Raw genomic sequence first — 20,280 nt, forward strand, 5'->3', positions numbered from 1 at the left:
CCCCCCGGCGCCGCCCGCGCCGGCCCGGCCGGTGGGTCCTCGTGGCCGTCATGGCCGTGCTCTCGGTGCCGTTCCTCTTCCCCACGTGGTGGATGGCCACGTCGTCCATGAAGACGGCGAGCGAGATCCTCCGCGTGCCGCCGACCGTCTGGCCGGCCGCGCCCTCGCTCGAGCCGTACGTCCAGGTCTTCGCGCTACAGCCGTTCGCCCAGCAGTACTGGAACTCGCTCTACATCGCCGCGGTCGTCACGATCGGGACGATCCTCGTGGCCTCGCTCGCCGGGTACGCCTTCGCGCGGATCCAGTTCCCGGGGGCGAACCTCCTGTTCATCCTCGTGCTCGTCGGGCTGCTCATCCCCACCGAGGTGACGATCGTCCCGCTGTTCCGGATGGTGAACTCGCTCGGGCTCATCGACACCCACTGGCCGCTCGTCGTCATCCCCATCCTCGGGGCGCCGAGCGTGCTGGCCACGTTCATCATGCGCCAGTTCTTCCTCGGCCTGCCGCACGAGCTGGAGGAGGCCGGCCGGATGGACGGCCTGAGCCGGTGGGGGATCTTCTGGCGCATCGCCTTCCCGCTGGCCCGCCCGGCCATCGCCGCGGTCGCGATCTTCACCTTCCTCAAGTCCTGGAACATGTACCTCGAGCCGATCGTGTACCTCTCCAGCCGGGAGAACTTCACCCTCCCCCAGGCGCTGACCCAGTACGTCGACGCCTACGGCGGGCCCATCTGGAACGTCCAGCTCGCCGCGACGACCCTCACGGTCATCCCGGTCCTGGTCGTCTTCGTCGTCGCGCAGCGCCACTTCATCCAGGGCCTCGCCCAGACCGGCCTCAAGGGGTGATAGCGACCCCGACCGGGTGACCTGAGATCACCCGCCCGTCCTACGAGAGCGCCCGGTGCGCCGCCCACGCGGCGTACCGGGCGCTCGCGTGCCGACACACTGTCGTCCCGGCTCCCCGCACCTACCGAACCGGCCCGTGATCCGCGAGGATGTCCGCGAGCCCTTTGGAGATGCCCATGAGCCTGCGCGCCGTCCGCGGGACCCGAGTTGCGGCCGCCACGGCCGCGCTCCTCACCACGATCGCCGTCGCGCTGGCCGGCAGCGCCGGCGCAGCACCGGCCCCGGCGAAGGCGGCGTACATCGTCACCCTCGAGACCGACACCGACGCCCGCGGGATCGCCCGCGCCCTCCAGGTGGTCCCCCGGCACGTCTTCACCGAGGTGCTCGACGGCTTCGCCGCCGACCTCACCGCCGGACAGGTGCACGCACTGCGGGCCAACCCTCACGTCGCCGCCGTCGAGCTCGACCACGTCGCCCGGGCCGTGGAGCCGGTGCCCACAGCACCGGCCGAGCCACTCGCCACCGCCACCACCGCCGTCACCACAGCCGCCGCGCAGCCCCTGCCCGCCACGGGCGAGCTGTGGGGCCTGGACCGCATCGACCAGGCCGCCCTGCCGCTGGACAACACCTACGGATACGACGAGACCGGGGACGGCGTGACCGTCTACGTCATCGACACCGGCATCGACACCGCCCACTGGGACTTCGGCGGCCGGGCCACCAACGTCTACGACGTGTTCGGCGGCACCGGCCAGGACGAGAACGGCCACGGCACCCAGGTGGCCGGCATCATCGGCGGCGAGCTCTTCGGGGTGGCCAAGGAGGTCACGCTCGCCGGCGTGCGGGTGCTCGACGCGAACGGCGACGGCGCCTACTCGGGTGTCATCGCCGCGCTCGACGTCGTCGCGCAGGCCTCCGCCGGCCCGGCGGTCGCCAACCTCTCCCTGGTCGGCCCGTACAGCCTCGCCCTCAACCAGGCGGTCACCGACCTGTCGGACTCCGGCGTCGCCGTCGTCGTCGCCGCCGGGAACACGAGCATCGACGTGGCCGGCGTCAGCCCGGCGTCCGCCCCGGCGGCGATCACCGTCGCGGCCACCGACCGCTACGACGGCCGAGCCTCGTACAGCAACTACGGCAGCGCCGTCGACCTCTACGCCCCGGGCACCGGCATCGCGTCGGCCACGCTCGACGGCAACGCGGTGATCGCCAGCGGGACCTCGATGGCGGCCCCGCACGTCGCCGGCGTCGCCGCGCAGTACAAGGGCCGCTTCGGTGACGTCACGTCCGCCGAGCTCGCCTCGCAGCTCACGGCCTCGGCGACGGCGGGGGCGGTCCGGGTCAGCGACTCGCTCATCAGCCAGGTCACCCCGAACCGGCTGCTCACCACGTTCGCGGTGAGCCCACCGGCCGAGCCGGCCCCGAGGGGGTTCTTCCTCTCCGACACCCTCGACGGCACCGTCCACACCACCTTCGAGTTCGGCACGGCCACGGACACCGACGTCTACATGGGCGACTGGGACGGCGACGGCGTCGACACCCCTGCGTACCGTCGCGGCAACACGTTCCACCTGCGCAACTCCAACACCGCGGGCGAGCCTGACCTCAGCGTCGCCTACGGCCGGGTCGGCGACGCCGTGTACGTCGGGGACTGGGACGGTAACGGCAGCGACACCTTCGCGGTGCGCCGGGGCAACGCCTTCTACCTGTCCAACACCTTCGCGGGCGGGCCCGCCGACGTCGTCACGCGCTACGGCCGCGTGGGCGACGAGGTGGTGGTGGGCGACTGGGACGGCGACGGCACGGACACCCCGTCGGTGCGCCGCGGCAACACCTACTACCTCAAGAACGACTTCTCCGGCGGCCCGGCCGACATCGTCACCCGGTACGGCCGCACCACCGACCTCGTCCACGCCGGTGACTGGGACGGCGACGGCCCGGACACCCTCACCGTCCAGCGGGGCAACCAGTACTTCATCAAGAACGACTTCACCGGCGGCGTCGCCGACGCCACCTTCTTCCTGGGCCTGGCCACCGACACCACGCTCGTCGGCGACTTCGACGGCGACGGCCGCGACACGCTCGGCTACCACCGTCCCTGACAGGCTGCCCTCCCGACGAGGTTGCTCGAATGGTCGTGAATCACGACTGTTATGTGTCAGGACATCGGTAACAGTGGTGTGTCAGGACATCGGTGACAGTTTGGGCCTCTTGAGCTGGTAGCTGCGGTTGGGGTTGAGGGTGAACTCGGCGGCGAGGATGTTGCCGACGTAGAAGGTGAACTCGGTGCCGACCTGGACCACGACGGTGGGTTTGAGGGCGTGGTGTTTACCGACGGAGAACCCCGGGAGTTGTCGGTCAACAGCTCCATCGGCAGTCCGTGCTCGGCGCTGGCCTTGACGAACGCCTCCCAGGCCGCCGCTGCGCTCTCGGAGGGGGCGACGTGCAGGGCGAGGTCCTTGCGGGAGCAGTCGTCGCTGACGTGGATGACGACCACTTGCTGGCCGTCGGCGAGGGTGACGTCGAAGCCGTCCATCTGCCACAGGCTGTTGACCTTCTCGCGCTCGAAGCGCGTCCACGAGCTGCGCGGGCGCCGGGCCGGGACCAGCTCACGCAGCCCGCGCACGGCCAGGACCCGGTTGATCGTGGCCTCCGACGGCACCGGCGGCCCTGCCCCCTCGCGGGTCGGTCCTCGATGCTCGGCCAGGTGGGTCCGGATCGCCCAGGCCCCGTAGTCGAACCCTGACGCCTTGAGCTCCACACGGGCCGTGACGATCGCCTCGGCGTCCGCCTGGGTGGTCCTGCTCGGGCTCGTCCGCGGGCGACGCGAGTCGTGCGTGAACCCGGCCAGGCCCTGCTCGGCGTACCGGGCGGCGTACTTGTAGAACGTCTTGCGTGAGACGCCGAGCCGCCGGCTCATCACGCTGACGTTGACCGGCTCGCCGGCCACATAGGCGAGCACCGCCGCCGCCAGTTCCGGATCGACCTCGCGGTCGTCATCTCTGCCCATCCAGGCAGCATTACGGCGGCGCCACTGTCACCGATGTCCTGACACATAAAGTGTCACCGATGTCCTGACGCTCAACAGTCGTGAATCACGACCATTCGAGCAACCTCAATGCGCCACGCTCTCTCGTCGCCAGAGGGATCATCCAGCGACCAGCGCCCCGGCCATCGACGGCCGCAGCGGCAGGCCCGGCAGCAGCATCGCCTGCGTCGCGTGGTAGATGTCCGCCTTGCCCGGGCGGATGGTCGCAGCGGGGCGGTTGACCGGGTCGAGCTCGTGGTGCCACGAGCCGCCGAGGGTGTCCACGAACGTCGTGCGCGCGTACTCCCACCAGGTCCGGTAGTGCCCGGCGTACGCCTCCTCCCCCGTCACGTGCCACAGCGCCGCGGCCGCGCCGAGCGCCTCGCACACCACCCAGTGCAGGCGCTGACGGATGACGGGCGTCCCGGACCAGTCGGTCGTGTAGACGAAGCCCGGCGCACCGTCCACCGACCAGCCGTCGGCGACCGCGCGATCGAACAGCGCCCGGGCGGCGCCGACGAGGTCAACACGACCGCTGGGCGTCGAGGCCGTTCCGGGCTCGCTCCCCATCGGGTCCGCGGCGCCGTGGTCCCCGTCCCACGCGGCGTGCAGGCCCGCATCCACCTGCAGCAGCAGCCGGCTCCACTCGAAGCCGTGCCCGACCGTGGCGCCGTAGGGCTTGAACGGGTCGGTGAGGTGCTCGCGGTTGTGCTCGAGCAGTGGGTGAAAGCCGGCGTCGTAGTGCTCGGGCAGCCGCCACTGGTGGGCCTCGGCCACGCCCACGACCCGCTCGCTGATCTGCCGGGCGCGGTCGAGCCAGACGGCCCGGCCGGTCGCGTCGAACGCGGCGAGGAACGCCTCGACCGTGTGCATGTTCGCGTTGGCGCCGCGGTAGTCGCTCAGCCGCGTGAAGGAGGCGTCCCACTCCTCGACGACGACGCCGAGCCCCTCGTCCCAGAACCGCTCCTCGACGACGGCGAGCGCCTCGTCCAGGAGCTCGGCGGCGCCGGGTCGCCCGGCCAGGTGCGCACTCGCCGCGGCCAGGATCACGAAGGCGTGCGGGTAGGACCACTTCCGGTCGTCGACGACGACGTGACCGGTGCTGTCAGCGCCGCCGTCGAGGCCGTCCGCCGCCCCGCCGGCCTCGACCGCGGTGAACCACCCGCCGTGGGCGTCGTCGTGGAACACCGTGCGCAGCGAGTTCACGCCGTGGTCGACGAGCTCGGCCGCGCCGGGCACGCCGAGCAGGTGTGCGAGGGCGTAGGTGTGCGTCATCCGGCCCGTGACGTAGAGGTAGGCGGGCATGCCCGGAGTCGGAGCACCCGTGACGTCGAGCCAGGCGAAACCGCCGCCGGGCAGGGCCGCGGCCCGCCCGAACGCCAGCAGGCGGCGGGCCTCGTGGCCGAGGTCGTCGAGGGGGAACAGGTCCTCGGCGCCGGGGGGCTCGGCGTGGGCGTGGGCGGGGGCGTGGGCGGGGGCGTGGGCGTGGCCGTGGGCGTGGGAGTGGGCGATCGTGCTCAGCTCCCCGTGAACGAGGGGTCGCGACGCTCGGTGAACGCGGTGACGCCCTCGGTGAAGTCCGCGGTTCCCCCGCTCGCCGCACCGGCCAGGCCCTCGAGCGCCATCGCGGCACCGGCCGAGCCGGCGTCGACCGCCTGCTTGGCCATCTGCACCGCCACCGGCGAGCGCGAGGCGATCTCCTCGGCCAGGCCTGACGCCGCGGCGAGCACCGACGCCCGCGGCGCGAGCGCCGTCGCGATCCCCCAGCTCTCGCACCGGTCGGCGTCCACCGGCCGCCCGGTGAGAATGAGCTCCTTGGCCCGCGCCGGCCCGACGAGCTCGCGCAGCCGCCACGTCCCGCCCCAGCCGGGCACGGTGCCCAGGCCCACCTCGGTGAGCCCGACCGTGGCGTCGTCGGCGAGGACCCGCAGGTCGCAGGCGAGGGCGAGCTCGAGCCCGCCGCCGTAGGCGTTGCCGTCGACGGCGGCGATCGTCGGCTGGCGCAGCGCGGCGAGCCGGTCGAACACCTGGTGCCCGCGCCGGGTCCAGGTGCGCCACATGTCGGTGGCGCCGAGCTGCTTGAAGTGCTTGATGTCCGCGCCCGCGCAGAACACGCGGTCGCCGGCGGAGGCGAGGACGACGGCGCGCACGGCCCGGTCGGCGTCGATGCGGGCGAGCACCCGCTCGAGGTCGTCGAGCATCGCCATGGTCAGGGCGTTGAGCTTGGCGGGCCGGTCGAGCATGACGGTCACGACCGGACCGGTGCCGATGACGACGACGCGCCCGTCGGCCGCGTCCCGGCCGTCCGGGGCACCAGCCGCACCCACTCCCACGGCGCCCCCGTCACCCGGAGCACCCGGCCCGCTCAACGCGCCACCTCGACGTCGAGCTCCGGCCGCGGCCGCGCGACCCGGAGGTCGAACTCGTGCGCGTCCTCGACGAAGAGGTCCGCGTCCATGAGCCGCAGGTCCTCCGCCACGAGCAGCGGGATCGCCGCACGGCCGAGCACGTCGCGCTGCAGGTCCACCCCCGGGGCGATCTCCACGACGGTCAGCCCCTCGTCACGCAGCTCCAGCACCGCCCGCTCGGTCACGTAGACCACCCGCTGGTCGCGGTCGCGCCCAGCCCGGCCGGAGAAGGACACCTGCGCCACCTCGGGCACGAACTTCGGCACCGGACCGTCCGTGACGATCTCCAGCCGCCCGTCACCGACGACCAGCTCGCGCCCACGCCCGGCCGTGAAGTAGCCGGAGAAGACGATGACCGGCGCGTGGGCGGTGATGTCGGCGAACCCGCCGATGCCGGCGGTGACGTGGGAGTGCGCGGGCAGGTGGGAGACGTTGACGTCCCCGGCGGCGGAGACCTCGAGGAAGGAGAGCAGGGAGACGTCGATGCCGCCGCCCTGGAGCAGGGTGAACTGGTCGGCGCTCTGCATGATCGCGTGCGGGTTGAGCGCCGAGCCGAAGGCGAAGTCGGTGAGCGGGAAGCCCCCCACCGGGCCCTGCTCGAGCACCCATGTCATCTCGTCCTGGTGCTCCGCCTCGAGCACCACCCGCGGCACGCCGGCGGAGAGGCCGAAACCGAGGTTGACGATGTCGTCGCGGTGCAGCTCGCGGGCGGCACGGCGCGCGATGACCTTCTCCGGCCCCCACGGCAGCGGCTCGATCTGCTCCAGCGAGCGCATCTCCTCCCCCGAGAGGGCGGGGTCGTACTGGGTCTGGGTGGTCTGCATCTGCTCGGGCACCACGACGACGACGTCGACGAGGATGCCGGGCACGTGCACCCGCGCCGGCGGGAGCCGCTCCCCGACCTGACGCTCGACCTGGGCGATGACGAGGCCGCCGTTGTTGTGGGCGGCGTAGGCCTGGTCGAGGGCACCGAGGCGGCTGGCCTCGTGCTCGTAGCTGAGGTTGCCCAGCGGGTCGGCGGTGGTGGCACGGATGATCGCCACGTCCACCGGCACCGCCGGGTAGAACAGCCAGTCCGCCCCGGCCACCCGCTCCACCGAGACGAACTCCGGGGTCGCGGCGTTCATCCGCGCCCCGCCCAGCGCCGGGTCGGCGTAGGTGCCGCGCCCGACGTCGGTGAGCACGCCGGGCTGGCGGGCGGCGGCCGCCCGGTGCATCTGGAACAGCACGCCCGAGGGGATGTTGTAGGCCTCCACCTCGCCCGACTCGATGAGCCGGCGCACGAGCGGCGGGTCGAACCGGGACGGCCCCGACGGCAGGCTGCCGGCGAAGATCCGCCGCAGCATGCCCGGCCGGGCGATGTGGTCCACGCCCTTGATGCCGTACATGTCCCCCGCCGCGATCGGGTGCAGGGAGGTCAGCGCCCTCGGCGAGCCGGTGGCGGTGAAGCGGTCGCCGAGCGCCTCGAGCACCCGGTCCGGGCAGCCCAGCCCCGAGGACGACGAGACCGAGACGGTGGCCCCGTCGCGGACGAGGGCGGCGGCCCGGTCCGGGTCGAGGACGAGTGGCGTACGCATGGGTGGCTCCTGAGATTGACGGCGATGTCTGCCCCGGACTGTAGATCGATCCACCGCCCCCGCGCAAGGCCCACCGGTCGCCAGACCCGTGGACGCCTGGTCACGTTGCGTCGGCAGAATTCCGCCATTTCTGCGCCGCCGGCTCTCAAGTAGTCCATCGGAGGAGCCACCACATCGCCACGGCTCTCACGAGACCGAACCGTGACCTGACCGACAGTTGACGCATTCCGGCCACCGCATTAGCGTGACCGATCTACCAGCAGGTGCGGCGCCGACCGGCGCCGTCCCCACGGGGCCTCACCGAGGCCGCCACCCGATTCCGTCGACGACGACCGAAGGGCCAGACACCATGCGCACCTCCCTCCCCACCACCCGACGCGTCCGAGCCGGGGCCGCCGCCGCGGGCCTCTCCCTCACGCTCGTCCTCGCCGCGTGCGGCGGGGCTTCCGACGAGACCGAGGGCGACGACGCCGCGGCCCCGGCGAACGACGGCGAGACCTTCACCCTCATCGCCGGCCACCAGCTCGCCGCCGACACCCCCTTCGACGAGGGCCTGGACGAGTTCGCCCGCCTGGTCGAGGAGAAGACCGAGGGCCAGGTCACCGTCGAGGTCCACCCCAACGCCGAGCTCGGCACCGAGACCGACATGTTCCAGGCCATGCAGAACGGCACCATGGACGTCGCGATCGTCGCCCCCGGCTCGATCGCCGAGTTCGTCCCGCAGGTCTCGATCCTGTCCATGCCGTTCCTCGTCACCAGCCGTGAGCAGCGCGACGAGATCATCGAGGGCCCCATCGCCGAGGAGCTCGCCGCCACGATCGAGGAGACGTCGGGCATCGTCCCGATGAGCTACTTCGGCGGTGGCGTCCGCCAGATGTTCTTCACCGAGCCGGCCGAGTCCCTCGACGACATCCAGGGCCGCCTCTTCCGCGTCCAGCCCTCCGAGGTGCTCACCAACGCGTTCGGTGCCGTCGGTCTCGAGCCCACGGTCGTGGCCTACAACGAGCTCTACAACGCCCTGCAGACCGGCGTGGTCGAGGGCGCGGAGAACGAGTCCGTCTACATCGACAGCCAGAAGTTCTACGAGCCGGCGCCGAACATCCTCCTGACCAACCACGAGGTGACGATCCGCCCGCTCATCATCGGGTCCCAGACGCTCGAGCGTCTGCCCGAGGACCTGCGTGAGGCGGTCCTCGAGGCCGGTGAGGAGGCCGGCGCGTTCGAGCGTGAGCTCGAGGCGCAGGTCGACGACGAGAAGCTGGCGGCCCTGGGGGAGATGGAGGGCGTGACCATCACCGAGGTCGACACCGCCGGCGTCGAGGAGCAGGTCCGCCCGGTCTGGGAGCAGTACGCCGCCGAGTGGGGCGCCGAGGACATGCTCGAGCAGATCCTCGAGCTGCGGCAGTGACGGCAGTCGCCGACCGCCTCTACCGGCTCACCCTGGGGGCGGTCACCCTCCTCCTCGGCGTCCTCACCGTCGTCGTCTCCTACCAGGTGATGGGCCGCTACGTGCCGTTCATCCCCCGGGCCCTGTGGACCGAGGAGATCGCCCGCCTCTGCCTGGAGTGGCTGGTCTTCCTCGGGGCCGCGCTGGCGGTTCGGCGCAACGAGCACTTCATCATCGACGTCGTGCCATCCAGGTACGAGGCGAAGGTGGCCCGGCCGCTGCAGGTCGTCATCCTGGCGTTCCTCGCGGTCGCGGCCGTGGCGATCTTCCTCGGCGGGCTCGCGTTCGCCGAGACCGGGGCGAGCCGGACCTCGACGACATCCGGCATCCAGCTGGTCTGGGCGTTCTCCGCCGTCCCCGTGGCGGCCGTCATCACCCTGGTCTTCATCGCCGAGCTGGCTCTGCGGACCTTCCGCGGGGAGTCCGTGGCCGCGTTCGGCGACCGGCTCGTGGACGAGACCGCCTACACCTCGGGCGCCCGCGGCGTCGAAGGAGCTGGTGAGTGATGGCGACGATCGCGATCTCCCTGCTCGTGCTCTTCGCCGCGATCGCGCTCCTGCGCGTGCCGATCGCCTACGCCCTGATCCTGGCGTGCCTGCCGTTCTTCCTCTCCAACGACCGGCTCTCCAACGAGCTGCTCGTCCAGCGGATGTACGGCGGGGTCGACTCCTTCATCCTCCTGGCGGTGCCGTTCTTCGTCCTCGCCGGGGCGATCATGAACGCGGCCAAGGTCACCGACCGGCTCCTCGCGCTCGCCCACGCCCTCGTCGGCTGGGTCCGCGGCGGGCTCGGCATGGTCAACGTGGCCACGTCGATGGGCTTCGGCGGGGTCTCGGGCTCCTCGACGGCGGACGTCGCCGGGCTGGGCTCGATCCTCATCCCGCAGATGGTGCGGCGCGGGTACAGCTCGGGCTACGCCGTCGGCATCACCGCCGCGTCGGCCGTGATCGGCACGATCATCCCGCCGAGCATCCAGATGGTCGTGTGGGGGTCGCTGACCAACACCTCGATCGGGGCGATGTTCCTCGGCGGGGTCATCCCCGGCGTCCTCATCGGCGGGGGGATGATGCTGGTGGCCTACATCGAGGCCCGCCGGCACAACTACCCCGCCGAGCCGCGGCTGCCGTTCCGGCACGTGCTCAAGGCGTTCCGCGACTCCGTCCTGGCGCTGGGCATGATCGTCATCGTGCTGGGCGGGATCGTCGGCGGGTTCGTCACCGCCACCGAGGCCTCGGTGCTCGCGGTGCTCTACGCGCTGTTCCTCGGGCTCGTGGTGTACCGGACGATCAGCCTGCGCGACCTCCCGCGGATCTTCCGCGAGAGCGCGCTGCTGACCGCCCTGCCCCTGTTCGCCCTCGCGGCGGCCGCGGTGTTCGCCTACCTGCTGGCGTTCTACCGGATCCCGTTCCTCTTCGAGGACGTCCTCGCGGGCGTGCCCGGCTGGGCGATCCTGTGGGTGGTCGGGCTGATCTTCCTCGTGCTGGGCACGTTCCTCGACGCCCTGCCCGCGATGGCGATCATGATCCCGGTGCTCGCGCCGGCGGTGACGGCGGCCGGGGTCGACCCGGTCCAGTACGGCGTCGTCGCGGTGATGATGCTGGCCTTCGGCCTCATCACCCCGCCGTACGGGCTGTGCCTGCTGCTCGCCTCGAAGATCGGCCGCATCCCGGTGGTGCAGGCGATCGGTCCGATGGCGCCCTTCGGGGCCGTCATCGTGCTGACGATCGTCCTGGCGATCCTCGTGCCCGGCGTGGTGCTCTGGTTGCCGGGCCTGGCCGGCTGACCGGATCCGCGCGCAGCACACGCGCAGCGCCCCGTCTCCCCTCGGGAGGCGGGGCGCTCGTCGTTGCGGACCCAGAGCCTCAGCGCCGCGGACCGCTCAGCGCCGCGGACCGCTCAGCGCCGTGGACCGCTCAGCGCCGCGGGCGCCAGGACAGCGTCGACGCCCGGAGCCGCAGCTCGGGCTCGAGCAGGCGCACCTGCGCGGGCCCGGGCGTGGCGATCTGCTCCATGAGCAGCGCGGCGGCCTCGCCGCCCACGGCGATCGGCCGGGTGGCCACCGAGGTCAGCGGCGGGTTGAGCCAGCCGGCCATGACGATGTCGTCGAAGCTGGCAACGGCGACGTCCTTGCCCGGCACGAGGCCGCGGCGGTACATCTCGGAGTACATGCCCATGGTGACGACGTCGGAGAACCCGACGACGGCGTCGGCGAGCCGGCCGTGGTCGAACACCTGCGCCATGGCGCGCTCGCCGACGTCGGAGTAGTTCGTCGGGGTGGCGGTTCGCTCCCCCGGGTCGAGCTCGATGCCCTTGCCCAGTCCCTGGCGCAGCCCCTCGAGTCGCTCCCGGCGCGCGGAGGAGTTCGCCGGGCCGCCCACCATCTGCACCGAGCGCACCCCGATGTCGCGCAGGTGCACCCCCAGCGTCCTGCCGGCGGCCACGTTGTCCGGACCCACGTAGTGGTGGTCGTCCCCGAAGTGCCGCATGACCAGCACCAGGGGCGTGCCCGAGCGGGCGGTGTACCGATCCACCGAGGCGGGGTCGGAGTCCTGCGCCGGGTGCAGGAGGATGCCGTCGACGTGCCGCTCGACCATGGTGGCCAGGAGCTCGGCCTCACGCGCGGCCTCGTCGTGGGAGTGGCCCACGAGGACGGTGTAGCCACCGTCATGCAGATCTGACTCCAGCGCCATGACGAGCTCGCTGACGAACGGGTTGCGGATCTCGGTGACGACGACGCCGAGCGTCATCGACCGCGTCCCCCGCAGGCCGGCGGCCCGCCGGTCGTACACGTACCCGAGCTCCTCCATCGCCTCGCGCACGCGGGCGCTGGTCGCGGCCGAGATCCGGCCGCTGCCGCGCACCACGAGGGAGGCGGTCGCCCGGGAGACACCGGCGCGCGCGGAGACGTCGTTCAGGGTGACCCGCCCCATTGCTGCTCCTTCCGACCGCTCGATGCTACACTCCGTTAGATCGATCTATCAGGATCGCTCCCGGACCGGACCACCACGCGACGACGCGGCAGGAGCCCCATGTCACCCACCTTCCTCGACGAGGACCGGCTGCCCCTGGCGGGCGTGAAGGTCCTCGACCTCGCCCACCTCATGCAGGGCCCGTGGGCCGCGGAGATGCTCGCCGACCTCGGCGCCGAGGTGATCAAGGTCGAGCACGTGCGCGGCGGCGAGCGCGGCCGGGCCTCCGGGGCCGTCACCGCCGGCGGGCACTCCGCGATGTTCCTGGCGATGAACCGCAACAAGAAGTCCCTCGCGATCGACCTCAAACGCCCCGAGGGCCTGGCCGTGGCGCGGGACCTCGTGGCCGAGGCGGACGTCCTCATCCAGAACTTCCGCCCCGGCGCGATCGAGCGTCTGGGGCTGGGCTGGGAGGACGTCCGCGCGATCAACCCCCGCCTCGTGTACTGCTCGGCGTCGGGCTACGGCCCCGGCGCCGGCGGCCGGCCCGGGCAGGACCTCCTCGCCCAGGCCCGCTCGGGCGGCATGTGGCTCGTCGGTGGCGCCGATGCCCCGCCCGCCCCGGCCGGGCAGTTCATCGCCGACGTCCACTCCGCCTCCATGCTCGCCCTCGGCGCGCTGGCCGCCCTGCACGAGCGCAGCCGCACCGGCAGGGGCCGCCTCGTCGAGGTCGACCTCGTCGGGTCGATGCTGCACCAGATGACCCAGGAGATCGTCGCCGAGGACCTCGCCCCTGGTGCCCGGCGCGGCCCGGTCCCCTCCAGCCCGTACATGGAGGGCCCGTACGGGGTCTACCGCACCGCGGACGGCTACCTCGCCCTGTCCATCTGTCCCGTCCCGGACCTCGCCCGGGCGCTCGGCCGGCCCGAGCTCGCCGAGGCGTTCCCGACGGCGCAGGACGCCGCCGCCCGCCGTGACGACCTCGCCGTCGCCGTCGCCGCCGTCCTCGCCGAGCGCACCACCGCCGACCTCCTCGACCTCCTCGACAGCCAGGGCATCTGGTGCAGCCCGGTCAACGACTTCGCCGCCATGCAGGCCGACCCGGTGGTCGGGTGGGAGAACCGGCACGTCCGGGCCGACCACCCCGAGGCCGGGGAGATCCTCCAGGTGCTCAACCCCCTCTCCCTCGACGGCGCCCGCCTCCCGGTGCGCGCCACCGCCCCCCTGCTCGGGGAGCACACCGCGGAGGTCCTCGCCGCCGCCGGCCGGTCCCCCGACCAGGTCCGCCACCTCGTGGCCGAGGGCGTCGTCACCACCGGACGGACCCGCGCATGAGCGAGCAGAGCACCCCGGCGCCCGGCAGCACCCCCGAGCCCGGCCCCCTGCCCGCGCTCGGCGCCACGGCGGGCTTCCGCAAGACCGTCACCGAGGCCGACGTCGTCCTCTTCGCCGGCATCACCGGCGACTTCGCCCCGCAGCACGTCGACGCCGACTACATGTCCCGCCACCCCCTCGGCGAGCGCGTGGCCCACGGGATCCTCACCCTCGGGATCGCCTCGACGGCGGCGTCGGCGCTGTGCGCGCAGGAGCAGCTCGTCGCCGTCTCCGCCGGGTACGACCGGCTGCGGTTCCTGCGCCCGGTGGTCCTGGGCGACACGGTCGACTGCCGCTACGAGGTGGTCGCCGTCGACGAGGGCCGCCGCCGCGCCTCGGCCCGCGTCGAGGTCCGCAACCAGCGCGGCGAGATGTGCCTGGCCGCCACCCACCTCCTGCACTGCTACTGAGACGAAGGAGTCCCATGCCCCTGCTCGACCAGCTCGACACGTTCGTCACCGACGTCCTCGCCCCCCGCGCCGCCGAGATCGACGAGACGGCCGAGTTCCCGCAGGACGTCATCAGCGCCGCCGCGCAGATCGGCCTGCAGCGGGTGCTCATCGGCGACGACGGGACGCTCGACCCGAGCCGCGCCCCGCTCGTGCACGAGATCTCCGAGCGTCTGGCGATGCACTCGATGGCCTCCGCCGTCGCGATCGCCAACGCCCACCTCACCACCTACCTCCTCCTCAAGTACGCCCCGGCCGAGCTCACCGAGCGGTGGGTCGAGCCCACCCTCACCGGGGAGACGTTCGGCGCCTTCGCCATCACCGAGGCCCACGCCGGCACCGACGTGCGCGGGATGGCCTCGGTGGCCCGCCGGGACGGCGACGACTACCTCCTCACCGGGGAGAAGGCCTGGGTCGGGTACGCCCCGAACGCCTCCTTCGCGATCGTCCTGGCCAAGGAGGGCACCGCCGAGCGGGACGCCCCGATGGTCGCCCTCGTCGTGGACACCGCGTCACCCGGCGTCACCGGCGCCCCCGGCCCGGCGTTCTCCGGGCTGCGCGGCATGTCCAACGGCACCCTCTCCTTCGACGACGTCCGGGTGCCCGCCTGGTCGCGACTGTCCGTCGAGGGCTTCGGCGGGATGATGGACGGGCTCAACCTCGCCCGGATCGACGCCGCGTCCTACGCGTGCGGCCTGCTGCGCGGCGCCCTCGTGGCCTCCACCGAGCGGGCCGCGCGCCGCACCGCCTTCGGCCGGCCGCTGGGCGACCTCCAGGCGATCCAGGCCAAGATCGGCCGGATGGCCACCGACTACCAGGCGGCCCGGGCGCTGACCGCCCGGGCCGCGGCGAGCTTCGCCGCCGGCGACGGCGGCGACCAGGACGTCATCTCCATGGCCAAGCTGTTCACCTCCGAGGCCGCCCGCCGCCACACCGACGCCGCCGTGCAGATCCACGGCGCCGAGGGCATGGTGCGCTCGTCCTGGGTGAACCGGCTCGACCGCGACGCCAAGGTCACCCAGATCTTCGACGGGACCTCCGAGATCCACGAGACGATGCTCGGCCGGCGCGCCGTGCGGCTCACCGCCGCCGGCGGCGACCTGGGCGCGTTCCTCGGGCGCGAGCAGTGAGCGCGCACAGCGGAGCCCCGGCGGGCGGCGCCCTGGCCGAGAAGGTCGTGCTCGTCACCGGCGCCACCGGCGGCATCGGCTCCGCCACGGCCCGCGCGGCCGCCCAGGCCGGCGCCCGGGTGGCCGTGCACCACCTGCGCGACGGCGAGCGCGCAGGCGCCCTGGCCGCCGCGCTGCCGGGCGAGGGGCACGTGGTCGTCGAGGCCGACGTCACCGACCCCGGCGACGTCGAGGCGATGGTCGGCGCCGTCGTCGACCGGGCCGGCGCCCTGGACGTCCTTGTCAACAACGCCGGGATCATGGAGAACCAGCCGTTCCTCACCATGGACCTGACCGCCTGGCGGCGCACAACGGCGGTGGACCTCGACGGGGTCTTCCTGTGCAGCCGCCACGCGGGCGCGGTGATGTGGGAGGGCGACGGCGGCGTCATCGTCAACGTCGCCTCCCAGCTCGCCTTCAAGGGCGCGGCCGGCTACGCGGCCTACGTGGCCGCCAAGGCCGGGGTCGTGGGGCTGACCCGGGCGCTCGCCCGGGAGATCGGCCCCCGGGTGCGGGTGTGCGCGATCGCGCCGGGGCCGGTCGACTCCCCCATGACCGCCCCGTACCAGGACATGGCGTGGATCGCCGAGCGGACCGCGCCGCTGGTCGCCGGGCGCCTCGCGGACCCCGCGGAGGTGGCGGCCGCGATCGTCTTCCTCGCCTCCGACGCCGCCTCGCTCATGCACGGGCAGACCCTGCACGCCAACGGCGGCGGGGTGCTCGCGTGATGAAGGTGCTCCTGCCGACGGCGATCCCGCTCGACCCGGAGCTGCCCGACGGCGTCGTCGCCGTCGCGTACGACCCCGCCGAACGCGTGCCCGCCGAGCACCGGGACGCGGGCGGCGTGGTCATCTGGGGCAACCCGCGACCGCGGCTGCGCGAGATGGCGGCGGACCTGCCGCGGCTGCGGTGGGTGCAGTCCCTGGCCGCCGGGCCGGACGCCGCGCTCTCGGGCGGGTTCGCCGACGACGTCGTCCTGTGCGGCGGGGCGGGTCTGCACGACGCCCCGGTCACCGAGCACGCGCTCGCCCTCATCCTCGCGCTCGTGCGGCGGCTGCCCGCCTCCGCGGCGGCGCAGCACGAGCACCGCTGGGCCCGCGAGCTCGGCGGCCGCCAGCCGCTCCACCCCGGCCGGCCCGTCACCACGCTGCTCGGGGCGCGGGTGGTGCTGTGGGGGTTCGGCTCCATCGCCCAGCGGCTCGCCGGGGTGCTCACGTCCCTCGGCGCCGAGGTCCGCGGGATCGCCCGCAGCGCCGGCACCCGGGCGGGTTACCCCGTCACCGCCGTGGAGAACGCCGAGGCCGAGCTCGCCGGCGCTGACGTCCTCGTCCTGCTCCTGCCCGGCCTGCCGGAGAACGAGAAGATCCTCGACGCGCGGCTGCTGTGCGCGCTGCCCGCGGGCGCGTACGTGGTCAACGTCGGGCGCGGCAGCACCGTGGACGAGGAGGCCCTGCGCGAGGTGCTCGAGTCCGGCTGGCTCGCCGGCGCGGCGCTGGACGTCACCGAGACCGAGCCGCTGCCGGCGGACTCCCCGCTCTGGGACACCCACAATCTCGTCATCACCCCGCACGCGGCCGGCGGCCGGCCCGTGGGTGCCGACGAGCTCATCGCGGCCAACCTGCGGGCGCTGGTCGACGGCGGGGAACTGCGCAACATCATCGCGCGTGAGCCGACGGCCCGGACGACGGCTGCTCAGCCCTAATCCACCGGTGTGGGCTCAGCCGATCAAGGTCCGCAGGACCTCCGGGGCGTAGAACCTGCGGCGGTACGTTCCCTCAGGGTCGAGTGGCGCGAGGACTCCGAGCTGGACGAGCTGACCGATCAATCCGTTCGCTCGCCCATAGGAGATGTGCAGATCACGTTCGACAGTGCGAACCGTGAATGAGATATGTCCAACCGCGTAGTCCACGAGCGCCTGAGCCGTGTCCGCCCTGAGCTTCGATGCCCTGACGAGCTCCTTCAGCTGGCCCTGGACGTGAACGAGCGCGAGCATCTGGTCGCGGGTCTTCAGAGCGGACTCACGCAAACCCTGGGCGAAAAAACTGATGTAGCCGTCCCACTGCCCTGACGTACTCACTGCGAGGAGTCGGTCGTAGTAGTCCGACCTCCGCACCTCGAACCAGGGGGACACAGACAGCGTCGGTTCCGCGAGGATCCCTGACATGAGGAGGTGGATGACGATGAGGAGTCGGCCGATCCGGCCGTTCCCGTCGTTGAATGGATGAAGTGCTTCGAACTGGTAGTGAGCCATGGCTGCCGAGACGACAGGATCCATCTCTTCGGACCGGTCCTCGCTCATCCAGCGCAAGAGATCCTGGAGACGAGCTTGAAGATCGTCGCCCGGAGGCGGAGGGACAAATCGAGCAGCGGTCACGGGCAGATCGTTGACCGCAGCTCCTTCGCGCCTGCCGATCACGACCTGCATGTTCCGGATCGCTCCTGACGCAGGAGTTTCGCTGGCGGTGCCGGCGACGAGGATCCGCTGCAATGCACTCAACGTGCTCAGGGTGAGCGGACGTCCATCCTGAAGCGAGTCGAAGGCCGCGTCGGCCATCTTGACGTAGTTCAACACCTCCCTGAGGTTCGACGTGCCCGGGTTCTCCTCGTCCGCGGTCAGCACGTCGGCGAGGGGCGCATAGGTGCCCTCCAGGGCGGACGTGCTTTGCGCCTCGGTCTGGAGCGTGGGCCGTCTCAGGAGCTGGGGGTGGGGAAGTTGCCTCGCCGTGCTGTCCAGCGCGGCTAGAGCCGCACGTGCGTTGGCTACGGCAAGGTACGTCTTGGGGTCGAGAGGTGGGGTGTGCTCCGGCAATGGATCCGGCAGAAACGCTCGGTGCTCCCATCCACCTCGGCGCGGATCAACGCCGGAGATGGGCACGAGCACACCTGGCGAAGCTTCGCTGAAGCTGGCGATGTCCACAATGTCAGTCTACCGGGCGATGAGTGAAACTTCATGGGTGGGATTCGCCGAAGAGTGTCACTCATCCGCTCAGTCCCTGACACAGCGGCCTGTGGATTCTCACTAAGGAGCAACTCGTGCCCGGACACTGTTCAAGAAGAGCGCAAACACCGACATCCCCGGACCAGACTTCCCGACACGGCCACCTGCGGCCGAGCCACACCGTTTCTCACGCCGACGAGCTCCGCTGCTGCGCGTCGGAGGCCCCGAGCGCGTCGCGCACCTCGGCGCGACCCTGCCGCTCGGCGGCCCGGTCCTGCGCCGCCGCCGCGCGCACGGCGGCGTCCCGCTCGACCTCGAGCACGTGCCGCTCCCCCGGTCCGACCATCGAGAAGTGCGGGTGCTCGGTACGCGAGTAGTGCACCTCCACCTCCCACGTCTTCCGCGCCCACAGCGCGGCGATCACGGCCACGACCAGCGAGGCGATCGCCCCGACGCCCACGGACCAGCGCGCCCCCCACGTGTCGGCGATCCACCCCACCAGCGGCGAGCCGATGGGCGTGGTGCCCATGAACACCATCATGTACAGGCTCATCACCCGCCCGCGCATGGCCGGCTCGGTGGACATCTGCACGGTGGCGTTGGCCGAGGTCATCATCGTCAGCGAGCTCAGGCCCACCAGCGCGCTCGCCGCGGCGTACAGCTCGAACGTGGGCGCGAGCGCCTGCAGGCCCGACGCCACACCGAACCCGAACGCCGCGATGATGACCAGCCGCACCCGCGGACGTTTGCGCCGGGCGGCGATCAGCGCGCCTGTGAGCGAGCCGATGGCCAGGACCGATCCGAGCACGCCGTACTCCTCGGCGCCCCGGCCGAAGACCTCGGTGGCCATGACGGCGGAGGTGAGCTGGAAGTTCAGGCCCAGCGAACCCACGATCCCGACGACGAACAGGATGACCATGATGTCGCTGCGCCCGCGCACATAGGCCAGGCCGTCGCGCACCCGGCCCTTGCCGCGGGGTGAGTGGGGCAGCTCGTGCAGCTCGCCCACCCGCATGAGCCCCAGGGCGAGGATCGTCGCGGCGAAGGTGACCGCGTTGATGACGAACACCCACCCCGTGCCCACCGCGGCGATGAGGAACCCGGCGACCGCCGGACCGATGAGCCGGGCGACGTTGAACGAGGTGGAGTTCAGCCCGACGGCGTTCGGCAGGGAGTCGGCGGGCACCATCTCCGAGACGAAGGTCTGCCGCGCGGGCCCGTCGAACGACGTCACGGTGCCCAGCAGGAACGCGAAGACGTACACGTGCCACAGCTCGGCCGCGCCGGCGAGCACGAGCGCCCCGAGCGCCCCGGCGAGGACGCCCTGCAGGGCCTGGGTGGTCATGAGGAGCCTGCGCAGCGGCAGCCGGTCGGCGAGCACCCCGGCGTAGGGGCTGAAGATGAGCACGGGCAGGAACTGCAGGCCGGTGACGACGCCGACGGCGAACCCGTCGTTCGCGGTGAGCACGGTGAGCACGAGCCAGCTCTGGGCCACCCGCTGCATCCAGGTGCCGACATTGGCCACGAGGGCTCCGCCGAACCACAGCCGGTAGTTGAAGTACCGCAGGGAGTAGAAGGTGCGCGTCATCCCTCGGTCATCCTCCTCAGGATCTCGGCGGCCCGGGCCACGGTGTCCCGTTCGTCCTCGCTGAGCCCGGCGAGGGCCTGGTTGAGCCAGGCGTTGCGGCGGCGCTTGGTCTCGGCGACCACCTCCCGGCCCGCGTCGGTGATCGTGACGACGACGCCGCGCCCGTCCGTGGGGTGCTTGGTGCGGGCCACTAGCCCGACGTCCTCGAGGGCGGCGACGGTGCGGGTCATCGACGGCGCCTGGACCCGCTCGCGCTCGGCGAGCTCGCCCGGGCTCAGCGGCCCGACGTGGACGAGCGCCGCCAGGACGGCGTACTGGGACTCGGTGCAGGAGGAGACGAGCTCACGGCGCAGCCGGCGCGAGAGCCGCAGGGTGGCGACGCGCAGGTTGGTGGCGAGGTCGGGGGCCGGTGAAGTCATCGGTCCTTAGCCTAGGTCATTACCTCTGCTAAGTAAACCGGAAGGCAGCGTGAGGCCGGCTACTCCCACCGTGATCTCGCGAGGGCCCACATGCATGAACAGCGGGCTGGCCCCACCCGGCGAATTTGCACT

18 protein-coding genes are annotated in these 20,280 nt (G+C 72.3%); 10 read left to right on the plus strand and 8 right to left on the minus strand.

Annotated features, from left to right (window positions below):
* Positions 1-50 precede the first annotated feature (50 nt).
* Positions 51-845: a carbohydrate ABC transporter permease gene (locus EDD32_RS03445; RefSeq protein WP_484103612.1), complete on the plus strand. Its 795-nt coding sequence runs from the start codon at positions 51-53 to the stop codon at positions 843-845.
* 176 nt (positions 846-1,021) lie between these two features.
* Positions 1,022-2,944 (plus strand): S8 family peptidase, encoded by a 1,923-nt coding sequence (locus EDD32_RS19030; RefSeq protein ID WP_211338707.1) that lies wholly within the window; start codon positions 1,022-1,024, stop codon positions 2,942-2,944.
* Between the two features lie 56 nt (positions 2,945-3,000).
* Here the strand turns inward: EDD32_RS19030 and EDD32_RS03455 are convergent, their stop codons facing one another.
* The 4 genes from EDD32_RS03455 to EDD32_RS03470 all read right to left on the minus strand — a co-directional run bounded on the left by EDD32_RS03455 (position 3,001) and on the right by EDD32_RS03470 (position 7,855).
* The gene (locus tag EDD32_RS03455; protein ID WP_123914635.1) at positions 3,001-3,852 is read right to left on the minus strand and encodes a helix-turn-helix domain-containing protein; all 852 of its coding nucleotides are present in this window, start codon (positions 3,850-3,852) and stop codon (positions 3,001-3,003) included.
* Between the two features lie 138 nt (positions 3,853-3,990).
* Positions 3,991-5,391: an AGE family epimerase/isomerase gene (locus EDD32_RS03460; protein WP_425459496.1), complete on the minus strand. Its 1,401-nt coding sequence runs from the start codon at positions 5,389-5,391 to the stop codon at positions 3,991-3,993.
* Positions 5,388-6,203 (minus strand): enoyl-CoA hydratase/isomerase family protein, encoded by an 816-nt coding sequence (locus tag EDD32_RS03465; protein ID WP_211338708.1) that lies wholly within the window; start codon positions 6,201-6,203, stop codon positions 5,388-5,390. Before EDD32_RS03465 ends, EDD32_RS03460 begins: the two co-directional genes overlap by 4 nt.
* 32 nt (positions 6,204-6,235) lie before the next feature.
* Positions 6,236-7,855 (minus strand): acyl CoA:acetate/3-ketoacid CoA transferase, encoded by a 1,620-nt coding sequence (locus tag EDD32_RS03470; RefSeq protein WP_123914637.1) that lies wholly within the window; start codon positions 7,853-7,855, stop codon positions 6,236-6,238.
* Between the two features lie 349 nt (positions 7,856-8,204).
* On the opposite strand from EDD32_RS03470, the gene EDD32_RS03475 reads away from it, so the two are divergent.
* From EDD32_RS03475 to EDD32_RS03485, 3 genes are read left to right on the plus strand one after another with little or no spacing between them, the layout of a single operon-like run.
* Positions 8,205-9,263, plus strand: a complete 1,059-nt coding sequence (locus EDD32_RS03475) for a TRAP transporter substrate-binding protein (RefSeq protein WP_123914639.1) — start codon at positions 8,205-8,207, stop codon at positions 9,261-9,263.
* Positions 9,260-9,808, plus strand: coding sequence for a TRAP transporter small permease (locus EDD32_RS03480; RefSeq protein WP_123914641.1), 549 nt, complete (start codon positions 9,260-9,262; stop codon positions 9,806-9,808). Before EDD32_RS03475 ends, EDD32_RS03480 begins: the two co-directional genes overlap by 4 nt.
* A complete protein-coding gene (locus tag EDD32_RS03485) occupies positions 9,808-11,085 on the plus strand; it encodes a TRAP transporter large permease (RefSeq protein WP_123914643.1) in 1,278 nt (425 codons plus the stop codon). The genes EDD32_RS03480 and EDD32_RS03485 overlap by 1 nt, the downstream gene beginning before the upstream one ends.
* Before the next feature lie 130 nt (positions 11,086-11,215).
* On the opposite strand, the gene EDD32_RS03490 is transcribed toward EDD32_RS03485, so the two are convergent.
* Positions 11,216-12,232: a LacI family DNA-binding transcriptional regulator gene (locus EDD32_RS03490; protein ID WP_123914645.1), complete on the minus strand. Its 1,017-nt coding sequence runs from the start codon at positions 12,230-12,232 to the stop codon at positions 11,216-11,218.
* A 99-nt stretch (positions 12,233-12,331) separates the two neighbouring features.
* Between EDD32_RS03490 and EDD32_RS03495 the strand changes: the two genes are divergently transcribed.
* Genes EDD32_RS03495 through EDD32_RS03515 form a run of 5 tightly spaced genes read left to right on the plus strand, consistent with a single transcriptional unit; the run spans position 12,332 to position 16,905 of the window.
* A complete protein-coding gene (locus EDD32_RS03495; RefSeq protein WP_123914647.1) occupies positions 12,332-13,546 on the plus strand; it encodes a CaiB/BaiF CoA transferase family protein in 1,215 nt (404 codons plus the stop codon).
* Positions 13,543-13,995: a MaoC family dehydratase gene (locus EDD32_RS03500; RefSeq protein WP_123914649.1), complete on the plus strand. Its 453-nt coding sequence runs from the start codon at positions 13,543-13,545 to the stop codon at positions 13,993-13,995. The genes EDD32_RS03495 and EDD32_RS03500 overlap by 4 nt, the downstream gene beginning before the upstream one ends.
* Positions 13,996-14,009: 14 nt before the next feature.
* Positions 14,010-15,164 (plus strand): acyl-CoA dehydrogenase family protein, encoded by a 1,155-nt coding sequence (locus EDD32_RS03505; RefSeq protein WP_123914651.1) that lies wholly within the window; start codon positions 14,010-14,012, stop codon positions 15,162-15,164.
* Entirely contained in the window at positions 15,161-15,931 is a 771-nt protein-coding gene (locus EDD32_RS18705; RefSeq protein WP_170175189.1) for an SDR family NAD(P)-dependent oxidoreductase, read from the plus strand. The genes EDD32_RS03505 and EDD32_RS18705 overlap by 4 nt, the downstream gene beginning before the upstream one ends.
* Positions 15,931-16,905, plus strand: a complete 975-nt coding sequence (locus EDD32_RS03515) for an NAD(P)-dependent oxidoreductase (RefSeq protein WP_123914655.1) — start codon at positions 15,931-15,933, stop codon at positions 16,903-16,905. The genes EDD32_RS18705 and EDD32_RS03515 overlap by 1 nt, the downstream gene beginning before the upstream one ends.
* Before the next feature lie 15 nt (positions 16,906-16,920).
* On the opposite strand, the gene EDD32_RS03520 is transcribed toward EDD32_RS03515, so the two are convergent.
* From EDD32_RS03520 to EDD32_RS03530, 3 genes are all read right to left on the minus strand, one after another.
* Positions 16,921-18,120 carry a Fic family protein gene (locus tag EDD32_RS03520; protein WP_123914657.1) on the minus strand — a complete coding sequence of 400 codons (1,200 nt, stop codon included), beginning with the start codon at positions 18,118-18,120 and terminating at the stop codon, positions 16,921-16,923.
* Between the two features lie 208 nt (positions 18,121-18,328).
* Positions 18,329-19,729, minus strand: a complete 1,401-nt coding sequence (locus EDD32_RS03525) for an MFS transporter (RefSeq protein WP_123914659.1) — start codon at positions 19,727-19,729, stop codon at positions 18,329-18,331.
* A complete protein-coding gene (locus EDD32_RS03530; protein WP_123914661.1) occupies positions 19,726-20,148 on the minus strand; it encodes a MarR family winged helix-turn-helix transcriptional regulator in 423 nt (140 codons plus the stop codon). The genes EDD32_RS03525 and EDD32_RS03530 overlap by 4 nt, the downstream gene beginning before the upstream one ends.
* Positions 20,149-20,280 lie beyond the last annotated feature (132 nt).

Origin of the sequence: Georgenia muralis (assembly GCF_003814705.1) — a bacterium.
GTDB classification, from domain to species: Bacteria; Actinomycetota; Actinomycetes; order Actinomycetales; family Actinomycetaceae; genus Georgenia; species Georgenia muralis.

What these genes read in the sequence shown, in the direction of transcription:
- EDD32_RS03445 (WP_484103612.1), top strand. Translation starts at nt 51, where the DNA reads ATGGCCGTGCTCTCGGTGCCGTTCCTCTTCCCCACGTGGTGGATGGCC.
- EDD32_RS03455 (WP_123914635.1), bottom strand. Translation starts at nt 3,852, where the DNA reads ATGGGCAGAGATGACGACCGCGAGGTCGATCCGGAACTGGCGGCGGCG.
- EDD32_RS03475 (WP_123914639.1), top strand. Translation starts at nt 8,205, where the DNA reads ATGCGCACCTCCCTCCCCACCACCCGACGCGTCCGAGCCGGGGCCGCC.
- EDD32_RS03530 (WP_123914661.1), bottom strand. Translation starts at nt 20,148, where the DNA reads ATGACTTCACCGGCCCCCGACCTCGCCACCAACCTGCGCGTCGCCACC.
- EDD32_RS03505 (WP_123914651.1), top strand. Translation starts at nt 14,010, where the DNA reads ATGCCCCTGCTCGACCAGCTCGACACGTTCGTCACCGACGTCCTCGCC.
- EDD32_RS03495 (WP_123914647.1), top strand. Translation starts at nt 12,332, where the DNA reads ATGTCACCCACCTTCCTCGACGAGGACCGGCTGCCCCTGGCGGGCGTG.
- EDD32_RS03490 (WP_123914645.1), bottom strand. Translation starts at nt 12,232, where the DNA reads ATGGGGCGGGTCACCCTGAACGACGTCTCCGCGCGCGCCGGTGTCTCC.
- EDD32_RS19030 (WP_211338707.1), top strand. Translation starts at nt 1,022, where the DNA reads ATGAGCCTGCGCGCCGTCCGCGGGACCCGAGTTGCGGCCGCCACGGCC.
- EDD32_RS03500 (WP_123914649.1), top strand. Translation starts at nt 13,543, where the DNA reads ATGAGCGAGCAGAGCACCCCGGCGCCCGGCAGCACCCCCGAGCCCGGC.
- EDD32_RS03515 (WP_123914655.1), top strand. Translation starts at nt 15,931, where the DNA reads ATGAAGGTGCTCCTGCCGACGGCGATCCCGCTCGACCCGGAGCTGCCC.
- EDD32_RS03485 (WP_123914643.1), top strand. Translation starts at nt 9,808, where the DNA reads ATGGCGACGATCGCGATCTCCCTGCTCGTGCTCTTCGCCGCGATCGCG.
- EDD32_RS03470 (WP_123914637.1), bottom strand. Translation starts at nt 7,855, where the DNA reads ATGCGTACGCCACTCGTCCTCGACCCGGACCGGGCCGCCGCCCTCGTC.
- EDD32_RS03525 (WP_123914659.1), bottom strand. Translation starts at nt 19,729, where the DNA reads ATGACGCGCACCTTCTACTCCCTGCGGTACTTCAACTACCGGCTGTGG.